At 53.1% G+C, this 16,634-nt stretch carries 16 protein-coding genes; 9 read left to right on the forward strand and 7 right to left on the reverse strand.

Features of this window, described 5'->3' with window-relative positions; all coding sequences use genetic code 11:
* The first annotated feature begins 58 nt into the window (after window positions 1-58).
* Together ACWKX3_RS05410 and ACWKX3_RS05415 are read left to right on the forward strand one after the other, a co-directional pair.
* On the forward strand, window positions 59-982 hold the full coding sequence (locus ACWKX3_RS05410; RefSeq protein WP_454541409.1) for a LysR substrate-binding domain-containing protein: 924 nt from the start codon (window positions 59-61) through the stop codon (window positions 980-982).
* 285 nt (window positions 983-1,267) lie between these two features.
* On the forward strand, window positions 1,268-3,652 hold the full coding sequence (locus ACWKX3_RS05415; RefSeq protein ID WP_454541410.1) for a glucose/quinate/shikimate family membrane-bound PQQ-dependent dehydrogenase: 2,385 nt from the start codon (window positions 1,268-1,270) through the stop codon (window positions 3,650-3,652).
* Between the two features lie 89 nt (window positions 3,653-3,741).
* Here the strand turns inward: ACWKX3_RS05415 and ACWKX3_RS05420 are convergent, their stop codons facing one another.
* The 3 genes from ACWKX3_RS05420 to ACWKX3_RS05430 all read right to left on the reverse strand — a co-directional run bounded on the left by ACWKX3_RS05420 (window position 3,742) and on the right by ACWKX3_RS05430 (window position 7,020).
* Window positions 3,742-5,433, reverse strand: a complete 1,692-nt coding sequence (locus ACWKX3_RS05420; RefSeq protein ID WP_153688394.1) for a methyl-accepting chemotaxis protein — start codon at window positions 5,431-5,433, stop codon at window positions 3,742-3,744.
* A gap of 159 nt (window positions 5,434-5,592) precedes the next feature.
* On the reverse strand, window positions 5,593-6,711 hold the full coding sequence (locus ACWKX3_RS05425) for an S-(hydroxymethyl)glutathione dehydrogenase/class III alcohol dehydrogenase (RefSeq protein ID WP_006175179.1): 1,119 nt from the start codon (window positions 6,709-6,711) through the stop codon (window positions 5,593-5,595).
* A 33-nt stretch (window positions 6,712-6,744) separates the two neighbouring features.
* A complete protein-coding gene (locus ACWKX3_RS05430) occupies window positions 6,745-7,020 on the reverse strand; it encodes a metal/formaldehyde-sensitive transcriptional repressor (protein ID WP_006175178.1) in 276 nt (91 codons plus the stop codon).
* 235 nt (window positions 7,021-7,255) lie between these two features.
* Here ACWKX3_RS05430 and ACWKX3_RS05435 point away from each other — a divergent pair, with 235 nt between their 5' ends.
* From ACWKX3_RS05435 to ACWKX3_RS05445, 3 genes are all read left to right on the forward strand, one after another.
* The gene (locus tag ACWKX3_RS05435) at window positions 7,256-7,738 is read left to right on the forward strand and encodes an Hcp family type VI secretion system effector (RefSeq protein WP_101737750.1); all 483 of its coding nucleotides are present in this window, start codon (window positions 7,256-7,258) and stop codon (window positions 7,736-7,738) included.
* Entirely contained in the window at window positions 7,735-8,211 is a 477-nt protein-coding gene (locus tag ACWKX3_RS05440; protein ID WP_058608816.1) for a DUF2778 domain-containing protein, read from the forward strand. Before ACWKX3_RS05435 ends, ACWKX3_RS05440 begins: the two co-directional genes overlap by 4 nt.
* Before the next feature lie 546 nt (window positions 8,212-8,757).
* Window positions 8,758-9,030, forward strand: coding sequence for a CsbD family protein (locus tag ACWKX3_RS05445; RefSeq protein ID WP_058608818.1), 273 nt, complete (start codon window positions 8,758-8,760; stop codon window positions 9,028-9,030).
* Between the two features lie 41 nt (window positions 9,031-9,071).
* On the opposite strand, the gene ACWKX3_RS05450 is transcribed toward ACWKX3_RS05445, so the two are convergent.
* Window positions 9,072-9,275, reverse strand: coding sequence for a hypothetical protein (locus ACWKX3_RS05450; RefSeq protein WP_236347418.1), 204 nt, complete (start codon window positions 9,273-9,275; stop codon window positions 9,072-9,074).
* A 183-nt stretch (window positions 9,276-9,458) separates the two neighbouring features.
* Between ACWKX3_RS05450 and ycgZ the strand changes: the two genes are divergently transcribed.
* From ycgZ to ACWKX3_RS05465, 3 genes are all read left to right on the forward strand, one after another.
* Window positions 9,459-9,698, forward strand: a complete 240-nt coding sequence (ycgZ, locus tag ACWKX3_RS05455) for a regulatory protein YcgZ (RefSeq protein ID WP_042319765.1) — start codon at window positions 9,459-9,461, stop codon at window positions 9,696-9,698.
* Window positions 9,699-9,819: 121 nt separating this feature from the next.
* Entirely contained in the window at window positions 9,820-10,119 is a 300-nt protein-coding gene (locus ACWKX3_RS05460; protein WP_006175163.1) for a hypothetical protein, read from the forward strand.
* Between the two features lie 24 nt (window positions 10,120-10,143).
* Entirely contained in the window at window positions 10,144-10,422 is a 279-nt protein-coding gene (locus ACWKX3_RS05465) for a biofilm development regulator YmgB/AriR family protein (protein ID WP_006175161.1), read from the forward strand.
* Between the two features lie 82 nt (window positions 10,423-10,504).
* Here ACWKX3_RS05465 and ACWKX3_RS05470 read toward each other — a convergent pair whose 3' ends face one another.
* The gene (locus ACWKX3_RS05470) at window positions 10,505-11,968 is read right to left on the reverse strand and encodes an EAL domain-containing protein (RefSeq protein WP_006175160.1); all 1,464 of its coding nucleotides are present in this window, start codon (window positions 11,966-11,968) and stop codon (window positions 10,505-10,507) included.
* Window positions 11,969-12,294: 326 nt separating this feature from the next.
* Here ACWKX3_RS05470 and ACWKX3_RS05475 point away from each other — a divergent pair, with 326 nt between their 5' ends.
* A complete protein-coding gene (locus ACWKX3_RS05475; RefSeq protein ID WP_454541411.1) occupies window positions 12,295-13,179 on the forward strand; it encodes a MarR family transcriptional regulator in 885 nt (294 codons plus the stop codon).
* A gap of 35 nt (window positions 13,180-13,214) precedes the next feature.
* On the opposite strand, the gene ACWKX3_RS05480 is transcribed toward ACWKX3_RS05475, so the two are convergent.
* Window positions 13,215-14,390: an HlyD family type I secretion periplasmic adaptor subunit gene (locus ACWKX3_RS05480; protein ID WP_153688399.1), complete on the reverse strand. Its 1,176-nt coding sequence runs from the start codon at window positions 14,388-14,390 to the stop codon at window positions 13,215-13,217.
* A complete protein-coding gene (locus ACWKX3_RS05485) occupies window positions 14,387-16,567 on the reverse strand; it encodes a type I secretion system permease/ATPase (protein WP_454541412.1) in 2,181 nt (726 codons plus the stop codon). The genes ACWKX3_RS05480 and ACWKX3_RS05485 overlap by 4 nt, the downstream gene beginning before the upstream one ends.
* Between the last annotated feature and the right edge of the window lie 67 nt (window positions 16,568-16,634).

The raw sequence follows: 16,634 nt of genomic DNA on the forward strand, positions 1-16,634 counted from the left end.
TTATCAAAATTAAACAACATCGCTTGTCAGCGGCATCGCTCTGTTTTAAACATCGCCTATGGAAAAAAATGGTCTGTTCAGTCAGCGCATACGCTTGCGCCATTTACATACATTTGTGGCCGTCGCTCAACAGGGAACGCTGGGGCGTGCGGCTGAAACCCTTAATCTCAGTCAACCTGCACTCTCAAAAACGCTGAACGAACTCGAGCAGCTCACCGGAACGCGCCTGTTCGATCGCGGCCGCCTCGGGGCGCAATTGACCATCGTGGGCGAGCAATTTCTTACGCACGCCGTTAAGGTGCTTGACGCCCTTAACACCGCAGGTCAGGCTTTAAACCGTAAAGATGAACCCGTCTGCGAAGTGGTACGCATAGGCGCGCTGCCTACTGCGGCGCTGGGGATCTTGCCGCCGGTTATCGGGCAGTTTCACCGGCAGCAACGGCACACCACGCTTCAGGTCGCCACCATGAACAACACCATGCTGCTCGCGGGGCTGAAATCCGGCGAACTGGATCTGGGTATCGGCAGAATGTCCGACCCCGAGCTGATGAGCGGCCTGAACTATGAGCTGCTGTTTCTCGAATCCCTCAAGCTGGTGGTGCGGCCAAATCATCCACTCTTGCAGGACACCGTCACCCTGAGCAGGGTTATGGAGTGGCCAGTGGTGGTGTCGCCGCAGGGCACGGTCCCGCGACAGAACGCCGAAACCATGCTGCAGATGCAGGGCTGCTCGCTGTCCTCGGGCTGCATCGAAACGCTGTCGGCCTCCCTTTCGCGCCAGCTTACCGTCGATTACGACTATGTCTGGTTTGTCCCGTCAGGGGCGGTCAAAGACGATTTACGCCGCGGCACGCTGATTGCGCTGCCGGTCACCTCTCCCGGCGCGGGCGAACCTATCGGCATTCTGACCCGCGTGGACACTCCGCTCTCTGCGGGCGCGCAAACCCTGTTGAGCGCGATCCGTAAGTCCATGCCGGTGTAATTACCCCTTTTTCTCCCGCCTGCTTAACCCGTCGTGATGACGGGTTGCTTCTCTTTGCTAATCAATAAATGCGAAATTATTCATTAACAATTGCGTAAAACAATTTAACAGATTTATCATAGCCACGAATTCACCAAATGGTTCACACATCATTTATAAAAGGTGAATTTAGCCGCTTAAAGTCCTGCTTTAAGCGTTAAACCCTGCTTAACCTCAATATTAATTACCCATTTGGTACAGACACCACGCAAGCCTGACAGGACGGGTGTATTTAAGGAGACAGAAATGGCATTTGGCAACGCGCCACGCGGAGTACCTCGTATTCTGCAGTGGCTTCTTGCCGGACTGATGGTGCTCATCGGTCTGGCTGTCGGCGGGCTGGGCTTAAAGCTCGTCACCGTGGGCGGAAGTTGGTACTTCCTGATCATGGGCATCGTGATGGTGATTGCTGCCATCCTGATTTTCACCAATCGCACCATCGGGATCGTGCTCTACGCCCTGGCGTTTATCGCCTCGCTGTTCTGGGCAGTGAGCGATGCAGGCTGGGATTTCTGGCCGCTGTTCTCACGCCTGTTCACCTTTGCGGTGCTGGCGTTTCTGTGTGCCATCGTATGGCCTTATCTGCGCGCGGCGCAGCACGGCACGCCGGTGAACAAAGCGCCGGCGTTTGGCGTTGCAGCAGTGCTGGCTGTTGTTATGCTGGTGAGCCTCGGCTGGATGTTCAAACCGCAAACGCTGGTCGCGGCCAACGAACCGGTGCCAGTAAAACCGGTGGCACCCGGCGAACAGCAGAAGAACTGGGAACACTGGGGAAACACCACCCACGGTGACCGTTTTGCCGCACTCGACCAGATTAATAAGCAAAACATCAACGAGCTAAAAGTGGCCTGGGTGGCCCATACCGGCGACATCCCTCAAAGCAACGGCTCGGGTGCAGAAGATCAGAACACCCCGCTGCAGGTAGGCGACACGCTGTACGTGTGTACGCCGTACAGCAAAGTGCTGGCGCTGGATGTTGACTCCGGCAAAGAGAAATGGCGTTACGACTCAAAAGCAACGGCCCCGAACTGGCAGCGCTGCCGCGGGCTGGGCTACTTTGAAGATCGCTCGAGCGTGACAATGTCACAAGCAGAAACTCAGCCTGCGGCCTGCCCGCGTCGCCTGTTCCTGCCTACCACCGATGCCCGTCTGATTGCTATCAACGCGGACAACGGCAAGGTCTGTGACGACTTTGGCGACCATGGCACTGTCGACCTGAGCGTCGGCATGGGTGAAATTAAACCCGGCTATTACCAGCAAACCTCGACGCCGCTGGTCGCGGGCAACGTGGTCGTGGTCGGCGGACGCGTGGCGGATAACTTCTCCACCGGTGAACCGCCGGGCGTGGTACGTGCCTACGACGTTCATACCGGTAAACTGGCGTGGGCCTGGGATCCGGGCAACCCTGCATTGACCGGCGAGCCGCCAGAAGGCAAGACCTACACGCGCGGTACCCCGAACGTCTGGTCTGCCATGTCCTACGACGCCAGACTGAACCTGATTTATCTGCCGACGGGTAACGCAACGCCAGATTTCTGGGCGGGTGAACGTACTGCGCTGGATGACAAGTACAGCTCGTCGATTGTCGCCGTGGACGCCACCACCGGCCAGGTTCGCTGGCATTTCCAGACCACGCACCACGACCTGTGGGATTTCGACCTGCCTTCCCAGCCGCTGCTGTACGATCTGCCGGACGGTAAAGGCGGTACCACGCCGGTACTGGTCCAGACCAGCAAGCAGGGCATGATCTTTATGCTCAACCGCGAAACCGGCAAGCCGGTGGCGAAAGTTGAAGAACGCCCTGTGCCTGCGGGTAACGTTGAGGGTGAGCGCTATTCGCCTACTCAGCCCTATTCCGTTGGCATGCCGATGATCGGCAACCAGACGCTGACCGAATCCGACATGTGGGGCGCAACGCCGGTTGACCTGCTGCTGTGCCGTATTCAGTTTAAAGAGATGCGCCATCAGGGCGTCTTTACTCCGCCGGGTCTGGACCGCTCTCTGCAATTCCCTGGCTCTCTTGGCGGGATGAACTGGGGCAGCGTGTCGGTTGACCCGAACAATGGCCTGATGTTCGTTAACGACATGCGTCTGGGGCTGGCGAACTACATGGTTCCTCGCGCTAACGTGGCGAAAGACGCCAGCGGTATCGAAATGGGGATTGTCCCGATGGACGGCACGCCATTCGGCGCAATGCGCGAACGTTTCCTGTCGCCGCTGGGCATTCCGTGTCAGAAACCGCCGTTTGGCACCATGTCAGCCGTTGACCTGAAATCCGGCAAGCTGGTGTGGCAGGTTCCAGTCGGCACGGTCGAAGACACCGGTCCGCTGGGGATCCGCATGCATATGCCAATCCCGATCGGTATGCCTACGCTTGGGGCATCACTCTCCACGCAGTCCGGCCTGCTGTTCTTTGCCGGTACCCAGGACTTCTACCTGCGCGCGTTTGATACCGCAACCGGGAAAGAGATCTGGAAAGACCGTCTGCCGGTGGGCAGCCAGTCCGGCCCGATGACCTATGTTTCGCCGAAAACCGGTAAACAGTACATCATCATCAACGCAGGCGGCGCGCGCCAGTCACCGGATCGTGGTGATTACGTTATCGCGTATGCGTTACCGGACAAGAAGTAAACAATGAAAAAGGGACCGAAAGGTCCCTTTTTTTTAGGTCAGATTTTGTAGGTCGGGTAAGCGAAGCGCCACCCGACACACTCCGCGACTCAGAACGTCTCCCAGTTATCCCCGGAAATCGTTGCCGCCTGGCGCAACGGTACGTTCTGCGCCACCGGTGCAGCCGTCACCGCGCGGCCCTGCTTCGCGCCGCTCAGACGAAATGCCCCTACCGCCTCGGTCAAACGCGCGCCCTGTTCTTCCAGGGATGCCGCCGCCGCTGAGGCTTCTTCCACCAGCGAGGCGTTCTGCTGGGTTACTTTATCCATTTCAGAGATAGCCTGGCTTACCTGAACGATACCGCGACTCTGTTCATCCGACGCGGCAGCAATTTCAAGCATGATATCGGTGACGCGTTTCACCGCATCAACAATCTCATTCATGGTGTTACCCGCTGCTACCACCTCGCCAGAGCCCTGGTCAATCAGTGAAACGGACTCGTTGATCAGGCTTTCAATCTCTTTCGCGGCGTTGGCACTGCGGCTCGCCAGGGTACGCACTTCGCTTGCCACCACCGCAAATCCACGCCCTTGTTCCCCAGCACGCGCCGCCTCTACTGCGGCGTTGAGCGCAAGGATATTGGTCTGGAAAGCAATGCTGTTGATGACGGCAGTGATTTCAGAAATTTTCTTCGAACTGGTGGAGATGTTGCCCATCGTTTTCACCACCCCGGAGACCATCTGGCCACCCCGGCTGGCTTTACCGGACGCATCCTCCGCCAGCTTGCTGGCATGGTGAGCGTTATCGGCGTTTTGCTTCACGGTTGCCGTCAACTGCTCCATGCTGGCCGCGGTCTGCTCAATGGCGGCGGCCTGCTGTTCGGTACGCGATGACAGATCGGTATTACCGGCGGAAATCTCACTCGTGCCGCGGTAGATCTCCTCCGCTCCCTGACGCACGGTCCCTACCGTGGTCACCAGCGAGTGCTGCATTGTCTGCAGGTCCCGCGTCAGACGGCCAATCTCGCTGCGGCCCGTCGCCTCGTCCGGCATCGTCAAATCGCCTTTCGCGATATTCTCGATGCGCGTAGCCGCGCGCTGGAGCGGGTTGATCACGGTACGGCGCAGCACCACAAAAGTCATCACCGTGAGCACCAGGGCTAATGCAAAAGCCCCGACCATAAACATCAGCCCCAGCTGGGTGCGGGTATGCGCCTGCGTGGAGAGGGCGTTAGCGCGATCGGTACGGATCTTGATCGCCTTTAACAGCACGTCGTTATAGGCATCATCCAGCGGACGGGCACTCTCATTTTCGTGATTGATGATGGCTTCAAACATGCCGTTTTTGGCATATTTGAGCATCGGCTGAAGACCAGCGATATAGGCATCGAAGCGGGTTTTCAGATCGCTGTCCAGGGCTTCATCCGCAGGGGTACGGACCGGGCGGTTCATATAGGCGGTGAACCCCTCCTGCGACTGCTTAATGCGTTTTTCCGCCTCGGCGATGTTCTCTTTCATCGCGTCCATTTCCGCGATACGGCTCGCCGCACCGGCGTGGATCATATTGATACGGGCGGTACGCAGATGGTTCGAACTGTTCGACAGCCCCATACGTACCTGAATTTCGGATGTAACATCCTGCTGATCGGTATCGGCTTTTAGCAGGAAATACCCTGCCAGTCCTGCGCTCAGGGCGAACAGAAGAATAATGCCACCGAGAATGGAGGAAAACAGCGGAACCAGCCGGATATGATGCAAGAAGCCCAGCCGCTGCTGCGCCTGCATCGATGTTGTGTTGTCCATGACCGTCGACTCTCTTATAGGTAAGATGCGTATAAACACGCCTGTAAAATAGTCATCGGCACGGCGGGGAATTTGCTTATGGCTAAAAGCGCCAGCCAGGTCACACTTTAGAGAAGAATATCCAGGAAAGGCCAGCGGCAAAAACCGCTGGCAGAATAATTAGTTGTCGCCGAAATGTATGACGGTACGAATGGACTTGCCCTGATGCATCAGATCGAACGCTTCGTTGATCTGATCCAGCGGTAAACGGTGGGTAATGAACGGATCGAGCTGGATTTTGCCAGCCATCGCATCTTCTACCATGCCCGGCAGCTGAGTACGGCCTTTCACACCACCGAACGCCGATCCGCGCCATACGCGGCCCGTGACCAGCTGGAACGGACGGGTTTTGATCTCCTGCCCCGCACCTGCGACGCCGATGATGATGCTTTCGCCCCAGCCTTTGTGGCAGCATTCAAGCGCAGCACGCATCACATTGACGTTGCCGATACACTCGAAGCTGAAGTCAACGCCGCCGTCGGTCAGCTCAACAATCACCTCCTGAACCGGCCTTGCGTCATCATTTGGGTTCACGAAATCAGTCGCGCCCATCTCGCCCGCGAGTTTGAATTTCTCCGGGTTGGTGTCCACCGCGATGATACGCCCGGCTTTCGCCTGAACCGCGCCCTGGATAACCGCAAGGCCAATACCGCCCAGACCGAATACCGCAACGGTATCGCCCTCTTTCACTTTCGCAGTGTTGTGTACCGCGCCGATACCGGTCGTCACGCCGCAGCCCAGCAGACACACTTTATCCAGCGGTGCCTGCGGGTTAACCTTCGCCAGCGAGATCTCTGCGCACACGGTGTATTCGCTGAAGGTGCTGGTGCCCATGTAGTGATAAATCGGTTCACCGTTCAAGGAGAAACGGGTGGTGCCGTCAGGCATCAGTCCCTTGCCTTGGGTAGCGCGTACCGCCTGGCACAGGTTGGTTTTACCGGATTTACAGAATTTGCACTCACCGCACTCGGCGGTGTACAGCGGAATAACGTGGTCGCCGGGCTTCAGGCTGGTGACGCCCTCGCCTACTTCAACCACCACGCCGCCGCCTTCGTGGCCGAGTACCGCCGGGAACACGCCCTCCGGATCCTCACCCGACAGGGTAAAGGCGTCGGTATGACACACGCCGGTGTGGGTGATTTTGATCAGCACTTCGCCTTTTTTCGGCGGCGCGACATCAATTTCAACGATTTTCAACGGCTGGCCTGGACCGAATGCAACAGCTGCGCGAGATTTCATAGTGTCTCTTCCCTTGTAGTGAGGTCTGTGGGTTTATTTTAGATAAGAGCGCAGCAAATGGCCGACTTCCGCCATCCGAACTGCCCGCTGATCCGGGGTTGTCTCTCCCGTGACCAGCTCATCTTTGAGGTGAATTTCGACCATTTCGCCCATCAGGCCATTCGCCGCACCGCGCACGGCGGCAATTTGCTGCAGAATGGCCAGACAGGGTTCGCCGGACTCAAGCGCACGCTCGAGGGCATCGACCTGGCCCCGGATGCGGCGTACGCGAGTAAGGATACGTTTTTTGTCAGCAGGTGAATGCGGCATACGCCCTCCGATATACTATAGGGGGGTATAGTAACGTGTCTATCGGCTTCATGTAAACATCCTTGTGTTGAGGCTTTTGGGGCAACTGTCATGAGGTCCTTCAAAAAAACCATTCGCCACAACTCTAATAACATACTTATTTATCAATATCTTACATAACACTTTTTGTCTAACTGCATTGGGGAAAGAGGTATTTATTAGATATCCGAAATGTCTACTTAAAAGGAGTTTAGCAATGGCAATTCCAGCATACCTGTGGTTAAAGGACGACGGTGGCGCGGATATTAAAGGCTCGGTAGATGTAAGGTACCGAGAAGGTTCTATTGAGGTTGTAGGGTTTGGTCATGGTATGCACCTGCCAACCGATAGCATGACGGGAAAAATCACGGGTACCCGCGTGCATAGCGCACTGGTATTCGAAAAGGAGTTCGACAGCTCCAGCCCATACTTGTACAAAGCGGTAGCCACCGGGCAGACGCTAAAATCTGCGGAATTTAAGTGGTACAAGATCAATGATGCAGGCCAGGAGGTGGAGTACTTCAATATGCTGCTTGAGAACGTCAAAGTCGTCTCGATATGCCCGCTGATGCATGACGTCAAAAATCCGGCAATGGAAAAGCATAACCATCTTGAAAGCATCGCGCTGCGCTACGAGAAGATCACCTGGAAACATTGCGACGGCAACATCATTTTTTCTGACGAGTGGAAAGACAGATGATCCGCTGCACTTTTCATCTGAATGGCGGCCAGTTATCGAATCTGAGCTGCCCAGGTATTGGGTTTTTCCCTGCTTATTCAGGCAATGCGGGACAACACAGGAATAATCCAGATTCAGTCGCTGTGAAGAACATCGGGCCGCTACCACCAGGTAAATATTACATTGTGGACAGACCGCGAAGCATTGGTACCCACGTTAAAGATTATTTCGCCACAAAATATACGTTGTCAGATCATTCCACCTGGTTCGCGCTGTACCGCGACGATAAGAGTATTGATGACGTCACATTTATTGATGAGGTTGCGAGGGGAAACTTTCGGCTTCACCCAGCAGGTTGGGCCGGAATCAGCAACGGTTGTATTACTCTCCCATCGCCCGCACACTTTCACATCCTTAGAGAAGCGCTATTGAATACGCCCAAAATGCTCGTAACGGCTTCATTGTTTGCCTATGGCACGATACAGGTGTACTGATGAGGACGCCCGCGAAACAGGCAGGATTATGGCTGATTCAGTTCATATCGTTTCTGACTATCTTCTCTGTAATTTACATCGTCTTCCCCTTTGAATATCTGTTTGACGTTTATAGCGACAAGGTGGGGTTCATAACTGAAACAAACTGGAGTGACACAGTGCTGTTCGGTATTCTCGCCGTGTCAGTGCTGATGAATACCGGACTGATATTCCTCATAGCCTCGGTCAAGAGGAAAGGTTAAAACTACATAGACCCGCTTCGGCGGTTTTTTTGTAAAAATTCAGATCGTTAGCATTGTTTATTTACTTTGCCTTGAAAATATATATCAAATTAAAACGTTAATTAAGGCGAGGATACCTCGCCTTTACATCGATTATGTTTTAGCCGCATTTATCATAAATTCAAGGCCTGCAAGTTCAGAACCGTCTTTACCCAACAGGGAGACATATCCTAAAAACGCCTCCAAACGCATCACTTTTAAGGTTAAAGCACATAAATTCTGAAACTGGGTCTATCCTTAAACTATCTACAAAAGGAGGGAAACAATGTCTGATTTTAATGCTGATAAGAATGCCGACTACGCGGGCGACAAAGCGAAAAACAAACTTGATGAACTGGCAGGCTCTGCACAGCAGCAGTTTGGCGATGTCGTTGACTCACCTAAGCACCAGATGAAAGGTGCTGCGAAAAAATACGCTGCTCAGGCCAGCGATGCCGTTTCGGATGTGACGGAAGCGGTCAGAAATAATCCGCTGTCAGGCCTCATTGCTGCGGGTGCAGTAGGTGTGGTGCTTGGCCTTCTGCTCGGCCGTAAATAATATCAGGCCCCACGGGGCCTTTTTTCTTGCTGCGTTAGCGTTCAATAAATATCTGCTCCAGACTCTCCCAGAAGTTCTGACAAAACAACGGCCTCCGCCGAAGAACACACTTCGATATCCTCTCCCATTAAGTGCCAGACGCCCCTCGTCTGCTCGCCCTTCTCTAGATCCGTCGCTGGAATATCAGAGTAGCGGGCTTTCTGCACGATGCCCCTGAACTTTATCCAGTAGTAACCGTCTTGCATGGAATACCCTCCTTTTCGGTATGGAAAAAGTATTGCAGAGAATCTGAAAATGTGTGCTTAAGCAGGAGAATATATTCTTCACAAAAATGAAAAACTTGTACACTTTCTCTGTACAGATTTACCAGGATGGTATAGATTCTATCACATCGATGTTACGAAAATGTTTGATAACGGTGGAAAATGATGCGTCGCAACTCAGTGCCTTCGACAACAGAACACGCTATCACGTTGTATTTTAACAAAAACAACATACCAACCAAGCAGGAGACGCTCGGGTTGATCGTCAGTGAAATTATCAAAGAAAACGTACAACTGAGCAGAATGACAATTTGTACAAAGCTTCTGCGACGCATTGAAGAGTCATCCTGTGAGCACGAAAAGGCACATTACAACGGTCTCATCGCCCTCTTCTTTGAGCGCTAACCTGAAAATTGATTGTGAAGTGACAAAGTTGGTTACGCAGAGACAGAGAATATACTTATCAGTACGCGATAACTAACCCAATGTTACGGCGTCAAGGCCGTAGCAGAGTGAGATAGACGTTATGCATAGAACTAAATTTGAACGACTTAAAGATGATTTAATTGGCGAGGCCGTGTTAACCATCCTCAAGGAAAACGGGCCTATCACCTTTGCATCTCTTGCTAATCGGCTCCTTGCGATGGCGAATGTTGAGTCAAATGATGAACGCAAAAATGCATTGATTGCCGCTGAAGATGAAGTGCGTCAGCGCATAACCGGCGTTTCGAAAGATCGTGGAAGAGTGATCGGGGATTATGACGTTGGTCGAATTCGTTCACTTTTTAAAAAAGACACGCTTCTTGCGCCCGACAAAAAACACTAATTTACGACCAACACGGTGACTACCATGAGCAAAGCGATTATACAGCAAGCCTATAATTTCGAAGCACTGCATGATAAGGGACTGGCCGAGCATTTTCTTAACGCGGGTTCGCATCTTTCTGATGAGGCTGAAGTGTTAGGATCGGCAATACGGTGCATTATGCTTTGCGGTGATAACCTTTCAAATAAAGAGATTATCTTACAGCTGGTTCACGCCCTGGAAATAACGAAAGAACCTGAAGCCTGCGATGTGATCCGCAATACCCTGGAAATTGTGGTAGGCTTCACGCGAGACGATATTTAATACTTGATGGAAAAACTCTGAATTTGCGCGGGTGGGCAGCAAGGGATAAATCACGCCCTGCTGCCCGCCAGCCCCTTTTGCATTAGCTAAATAATCTCACCATACGATCCAATTCATCCTCTTTTACCGCGCGCGACAGATAATATCCCTGAAAGCTTTTAATGCCTAAAGCGGCGAGTTTTTCAAATTTCTCCTCGCTGTCCACGCCTTCTGCAACGCACTCGCTTCCTGTTATATCACTGTAGAACTGAATGGTTTTGATCAGATTATAGTCATTATCATTGGCAACAAACTGTTCGACAATATCGCGATCCAGTTTCAATCCATCAAAATGCACCTGGCGAACCGGGAACATCACATGGTGGTCTGAGAAACAATCGTCGAGGAATAATCTGCAGCCGGTATTGCGTAAACGCTGCATGGTTTCCGGGATTGCTTTATCTTTTGTGACATCAATGGTTTCAGCAAACTCAAATACGAGTTTTGACGCCCACTGCGGCTGTAAGAGCATTCCCGTCGCTTTTTTTGCCATGCCCGGCAAGGCGTTACCCGAAGCCAGTTGCGGGGGAATATTCACCGAAAAATAGAATTTACCATTGTATTTATTGATACCTGAGACAGCTGCGTGGATCACCAGCGCGGTGATTTTCAGCCATATTTCCACGCTGGAAATGTCTGTCATAAACTCGGTTGGCTTTAAGACTTTACCGTTATTGTTCCAGCGTAACAAAATTTCAAAGCCCACCCCTTTTTTAAAGCGATCGGTGATAATTTGATACACCGGGAATATTTCCCGCCTCAGTAACGCGTTAAAGATCTCGACTTCGCGCGATGAAAGTCCTTCTTCCTGCATATCCTTGTGGTTACTCTCTTCCATTCTGAACAGGTTACGATCGCTTAACCAGGGTTTTATCAGATGTAATTTTTTCACCCCTTCCTTTCGGTGAGTGTAAAGCGTTTTGTTCGACAGCCCCAAACTTTCACACTGTACTTTTATGGAAATCCCGCGGTAGAAATTCAGTAACACGTCAAGCTCGCGCCGGGTTAATCCTTTCATCGTGCCTTTATATTCACAGTAAAACGATTTTTTACTTAATAACTGAGAACGCGCCTGGCGCAGGCCGTCACTCGTTTTAACGCAGTTGATGACATCAACCAGCGTGGCCACGCGTACCCTGGAGAGCGTATTTTTATTATCCACCATATTTTCAAGCGTACGATACAGCCAGCTATCGGGTATCTGACCATAGAGCGTTACCGTGCGGATAACCGGCAGCACATTGAGTAACGTAGCCAATTTCTTGAGCGTATCCAGTAAGTTAACCACATCATTGTCAAGAAAGACCGATATCTCGGCATACTGATTTATAACGATATTCTTAATATCACCCTGGGCAATCGTCTCTCCGTTAAATCGGATTTGCGAAGCCGTGATCCCCTGCTCCTTTAGAAAAAGGCTGTATCCTTGATAGGTAAAACTGCAGGCTGAGATAACAAATTTTTGCTCAAGGCTGGCAGAAACTTCGAACGTATTTTGATGGGCCATGGCCTGCTCCTGAAGACAAAAAGGCGATCCTTTCCGACAGAAGACGATTCTGAGAGAAATACGGAACTAAAGGTAAAAGCTAACAACAATCATTTAACCAGATGCATATATTTATCTTACAGTACGCGCGATGGTTAATATACTGTTATCCTGCGATTGAGCCTGAACATCTTTGGGTTAATCATCTTCCGCATCCATAAGCGCAATAAATATATCTTTCTTTTCAAATAACGACGGTAAATATTCTTATGTCAGGGTATAATAAAATTCCGAAACGAAGACTGGATCCTTCATTTATCGGTTCGTTCAAATAAAGAGAAAATGCTATGGATAATCATATCTCATCCAGGGCCTTGCTACATCGAAGGGATGTCATCAAGAATAACCCCCGATTTGGCGAGGCAATACGCGAGCACTACACCATCAATGATGTCATCTATAAAAAGCAGCCCCTGTTTTACAAAACCATGCTTCAGGAATCCCGATTCAATATTATCCTCTCGATGTGCTGTTTCATCTTTGGCAATCAGGCCGAGTCGGTTTCCGAGATAAAAGAGTTATGTTCCCGTTATAAAATTGCCAGTCCTAACAGCGTTATTGCGATAATCACTCTGCTTCGAACGACCGGGCGAATCAAAACCTGGCGCTGCACCGAAGATCGACGTAAAACCAATATTGCCCCCACGCAAAAAGGACTGGAAGAACTGAAACGCTATATGTCCGGCGCATTTGTGCCCGTCAGTATTCTGTACCCCGCGTTTAACATTGATGTCAACTTACTGGATCATGACGTTTCGCGGAATAATTTCTTCCGCCGGGCGGCGGAATATCTTTTTCGGGGCTTAACCTTCAGGAAGATCTTGACTGAAGTTGGACTTTTTATTGATAAAGACGGCGGGCGCATGATTATGCTCTATCTCTACCTGCAGGCCGTCAAAAACAAAACCGCACACGGCGCAACCATTGAATATTCACCTGCAACGCTTGCAAAAGAGTTTTTTGTTTCGCGCATTCATGTGACCCGCATTATCAAGGCAGCCCAGGAGATGGGGTATTTGAAAGATCGGGGTGACGGGCGGATGGCGATATACCCGGCGTTTATTGAACTGGTCGAAAATTATGCCGCGTTATATTTTGCCTATGTTACGCACTACATAAATATTGTTCCAAAAGAACGACGAACTGCACACATCATAACAACAACCGTATAAACTGACTGGCGTCCGGTCTCCCGAACGCCAGCTTTTTATCTTTCCCGCAACGCCTCTTTCGCTTTGTTCAGCGGCTTCAGCAGATAATCCATAATCGTTTTGCTTCCCGTTTTGATATCCACGGTGGCGATCATGCCGGGGAAAACCGGAAATTCCTTGCCCTGTTTATTGGTCAGATGATTACTGTCGGTGCGGATATAAACGCGGTAGTAATACACATCCCTTTTCACCTCATCCTGCAGCGTGTCCGGCGAAATCATCGTCACCTCACCTTCCAGCCCGCCATAAATGGAGTAGTCATAGGCAGTAATTTTTACCAGCGCCTTCTGTCCTGGATGGATAAACGCCACGTCGCGCGGAGAGATTTTCGCCTCAATCACCATCTGGTCGTCAAGCGGCACCAGGCTCATCAGTTTACCGTTGGGTGGAATGACGCCGCCCACCGTGGTCACGTCGATATCTTTAACAATCCCACGGACCGGCGCGTTAAAGGTCAGGCGCGTCAGAGAATCCTCGCGCCCTTTCATCACCGAACGTTGCGCTTCTATTTCCGCGTTAGCCTTTGAAAGCTCCTCGCGGGCGCGGACGTAATACTGGTTTTTCATTTCGGTGATTTTGCTCTCAAGCTCATTCTTCTGACGCTCAAGACGCAACACTTCTACCTTACTGGCTGCACCCTGGATCACCAGCGGGCGGGTTAAGGCCAGTTCGCGCTGCACAAGCTCAGCCCCCTGACGCAGCCCGGCTAACCCTTTCTCCAGGCTCTCCCGCCGCGACTGATACAGCGCCGTTTCCTGTTTTACCAGTTCAACGTCATCGTCCAGCTCATCCGGGAACACCAGCGCCGTGTTGTTTACCTCAGCATTGAGGCGTGCGGCGGTGGCCAGCGCGGCATTCAGCCGGGATTCACTCTCCAGCACGCTGGATTCGGTTTTGGTGCGGTCCAGTTGCGCCAGCTGCTGACCGCGCTCAACGATATCACCCTCGCGCACCAGCAGGCTATGGATAATCCCCCCCTCCAGCGACTGAATCACCTGCTCGTGGGAGGACGGGATCACTTTGCCGCTACCGGTGGTCACTTCATCCAGCTGGAACAGACTCGCCCAGATGATGAACGCCGCCAGCAGCGCAAACAGTGACCATGCCACCAGCGTTGAGCGCGGCAGGCGCGGCTCTTTCAGGCGGCTGTTATAACGCGTTAAATCATTCATGCTACGCCCTCCTCAGCCACCGGTGCGGGTTTCAGGGTGACGGTACGCTGCGGCGTTTTTTGCGCCGCCATTCCGTGCTGGCGCAGAATGGCATCGCGAGGACCGTCCATCACAATCTTGCCGTTTTCCAGCACGATAATACGGTCCACCAGCTCCAGAATCGGCAGTCGGTGGGTTGCCACCACCAGCGTACGACGTTTGCCCAGCCACTGATGAAGATGCTGGATAACGTGCTTCTCACTCATCTCATCCAGCCAGGCGGTAGGTTCATCCAGCAGCAAAATATTTGGCGAAGTGATGAGCGCGCGCGCCAGCAGCAGCGCCTGACGCTGACCGCCCGATAAGCCAGCGCCCCCCTCGTTGATGATGTAGTTCAGCCCCATCTTCTGCTTGCGGACAAACTCCAGCGCGCCGCTGTTCACCAGCGCCTGATGGATCTCATCATCGGTCGCCAGCGGGTTGCCCATCACAATGTTGTCGCGTATGGAGCCAAAGAACAGCCGCGCCTGCTGGCTCAGCAGCTGCATATCCCGGCGCACGTCGGCCGGATCAAGGTGGTTTAGCGCAATGTCATCCAGCAGGATGCTGCCCTGCTGAGGCTCCTGCATCCCCGCCAGCACCTGCAGCAGCGTGCTCTTGCCCGAACCGTTACGCCCCAGCACCGCGATGCGCTCCCCGGCGCGGATCGTCAATTTGCTGATACTCAGCACCGTGAGTTTCTCTTCGTCGTCGTACCAGAACCCGACATCGTTGAGCGCATAGTCGCCGCGCAGATGCGCCTTGTGCACCTTTTTGCCCTGCTGCGGGTCGTCAATCGGACGCTGCATCAGTTCATCCAGCCCCTTGCGCGCCACTTTTGCCGACTGCCAGCGTGACAGCACGCCTGAGATCTGTGATAACGGTGCAATGGTGCGCGAGGCCAGAATAGAGGTCCCCACCAGCGCACCGGTGGTCATGTCGCCCGCGATCACCAGATAACAGCCCACCAGCAGAACCACGGCATAGACGATGGACTGCACTTCCTGGGTCCAGGTCAGCAGCAGCCCCGTCAGCCAGCGCTGCTTCATGCCGACGCTTGCCGCGACGTCGTTGGTGTTATTCCACTGATTCTGGAAACGCTGTTCCGCCCGCATCAGCTTGATGTCTTCGATGCCCTGCACCGCTTCAACCAGCGTTGCGTTGCGGATAGCGGATTCACGCATCCCCTCGCTGGAGAGTTTCCCCAGCGGACGCTGTACCAGCAGGCCGGGGATCAGCAGCAGCGGCACGGCGAGCAGCACCACCAGCACCAGCGGGCCGCCAATCATCCACAGGATGAAAACAAACAACAGGAAGAACGGCAGATCGGAGATCGCCGCAATGGTGGTTGAGGTAATCAGCTCACGCACCGACTCCAGTTCGCGGATCTGCGCGATAAACGAGCCGGTGGATTTTGAGCGCGCGCCGTTTTTGATCCGCAACGCATGGGCAAACACGCGCTCGGAGATGCGCAGGTCGGCGCGCTTACCGATGACATCGGAAATGTGGACCCGCAGCATGCGCATGATGAACTCGAACAGAATGGCCACCATCACGCCGCCAAACAGCACCCACAGCGTCGCTTCCGACTGCGACGGCACCACGCGGTCATACACCTGCATCGAGAAAATCATTCCGGACAGCGCCAGCACGTTAGCCACCAGCGCGACCAGCATGATATCGCTGTAGCGCCGCCAGTCTTTCAGCGCCAGCTGCCAGAACCAGTTTTTCTCGTAGGGTTTAATGTAATCATCGACGCGGGCATCCGGGGTGGACTCCAGTGGGCGCAACACCAGGAGCGCTTTTAAACGCGTTCCCAGCGCCTCACGCGTCAGCGTGGTCTCCAGACCACCGTCGCCGCTAAACTGCAGGCTCACGTTCCCTTCGCTGTCCATACGGTTAATGACCGCAATCTGTCCGCCTGTGAACTCGGCCAGCATCGGCAGACGCCACGGATCGAGTGACGCCGTCTCTGCCGCCACTATACGCATCCCCAGCCCGAGCTGACGCGCCATCTCTTCCAGCACCAGCTGGCGTGGAGAGTGGCTCTCATGGTTAATCGTGACCCGAACATGCTCCGCCGAGAAATCAAGCCGATAGTGTTTCGCGATGATAAGCATGCCCTGCAACCAGGGTTCGTACTGCGGATGAGTCTTCATAATGCTACGTCCTGTCCAGTGCGGTGATTTCGCACCGAAATGATACCTTTACGGAATGATTAAAATT

It is taken from the genome of Enterobacter sp. UPMP2052 (genome assembly GCF_053709675.1).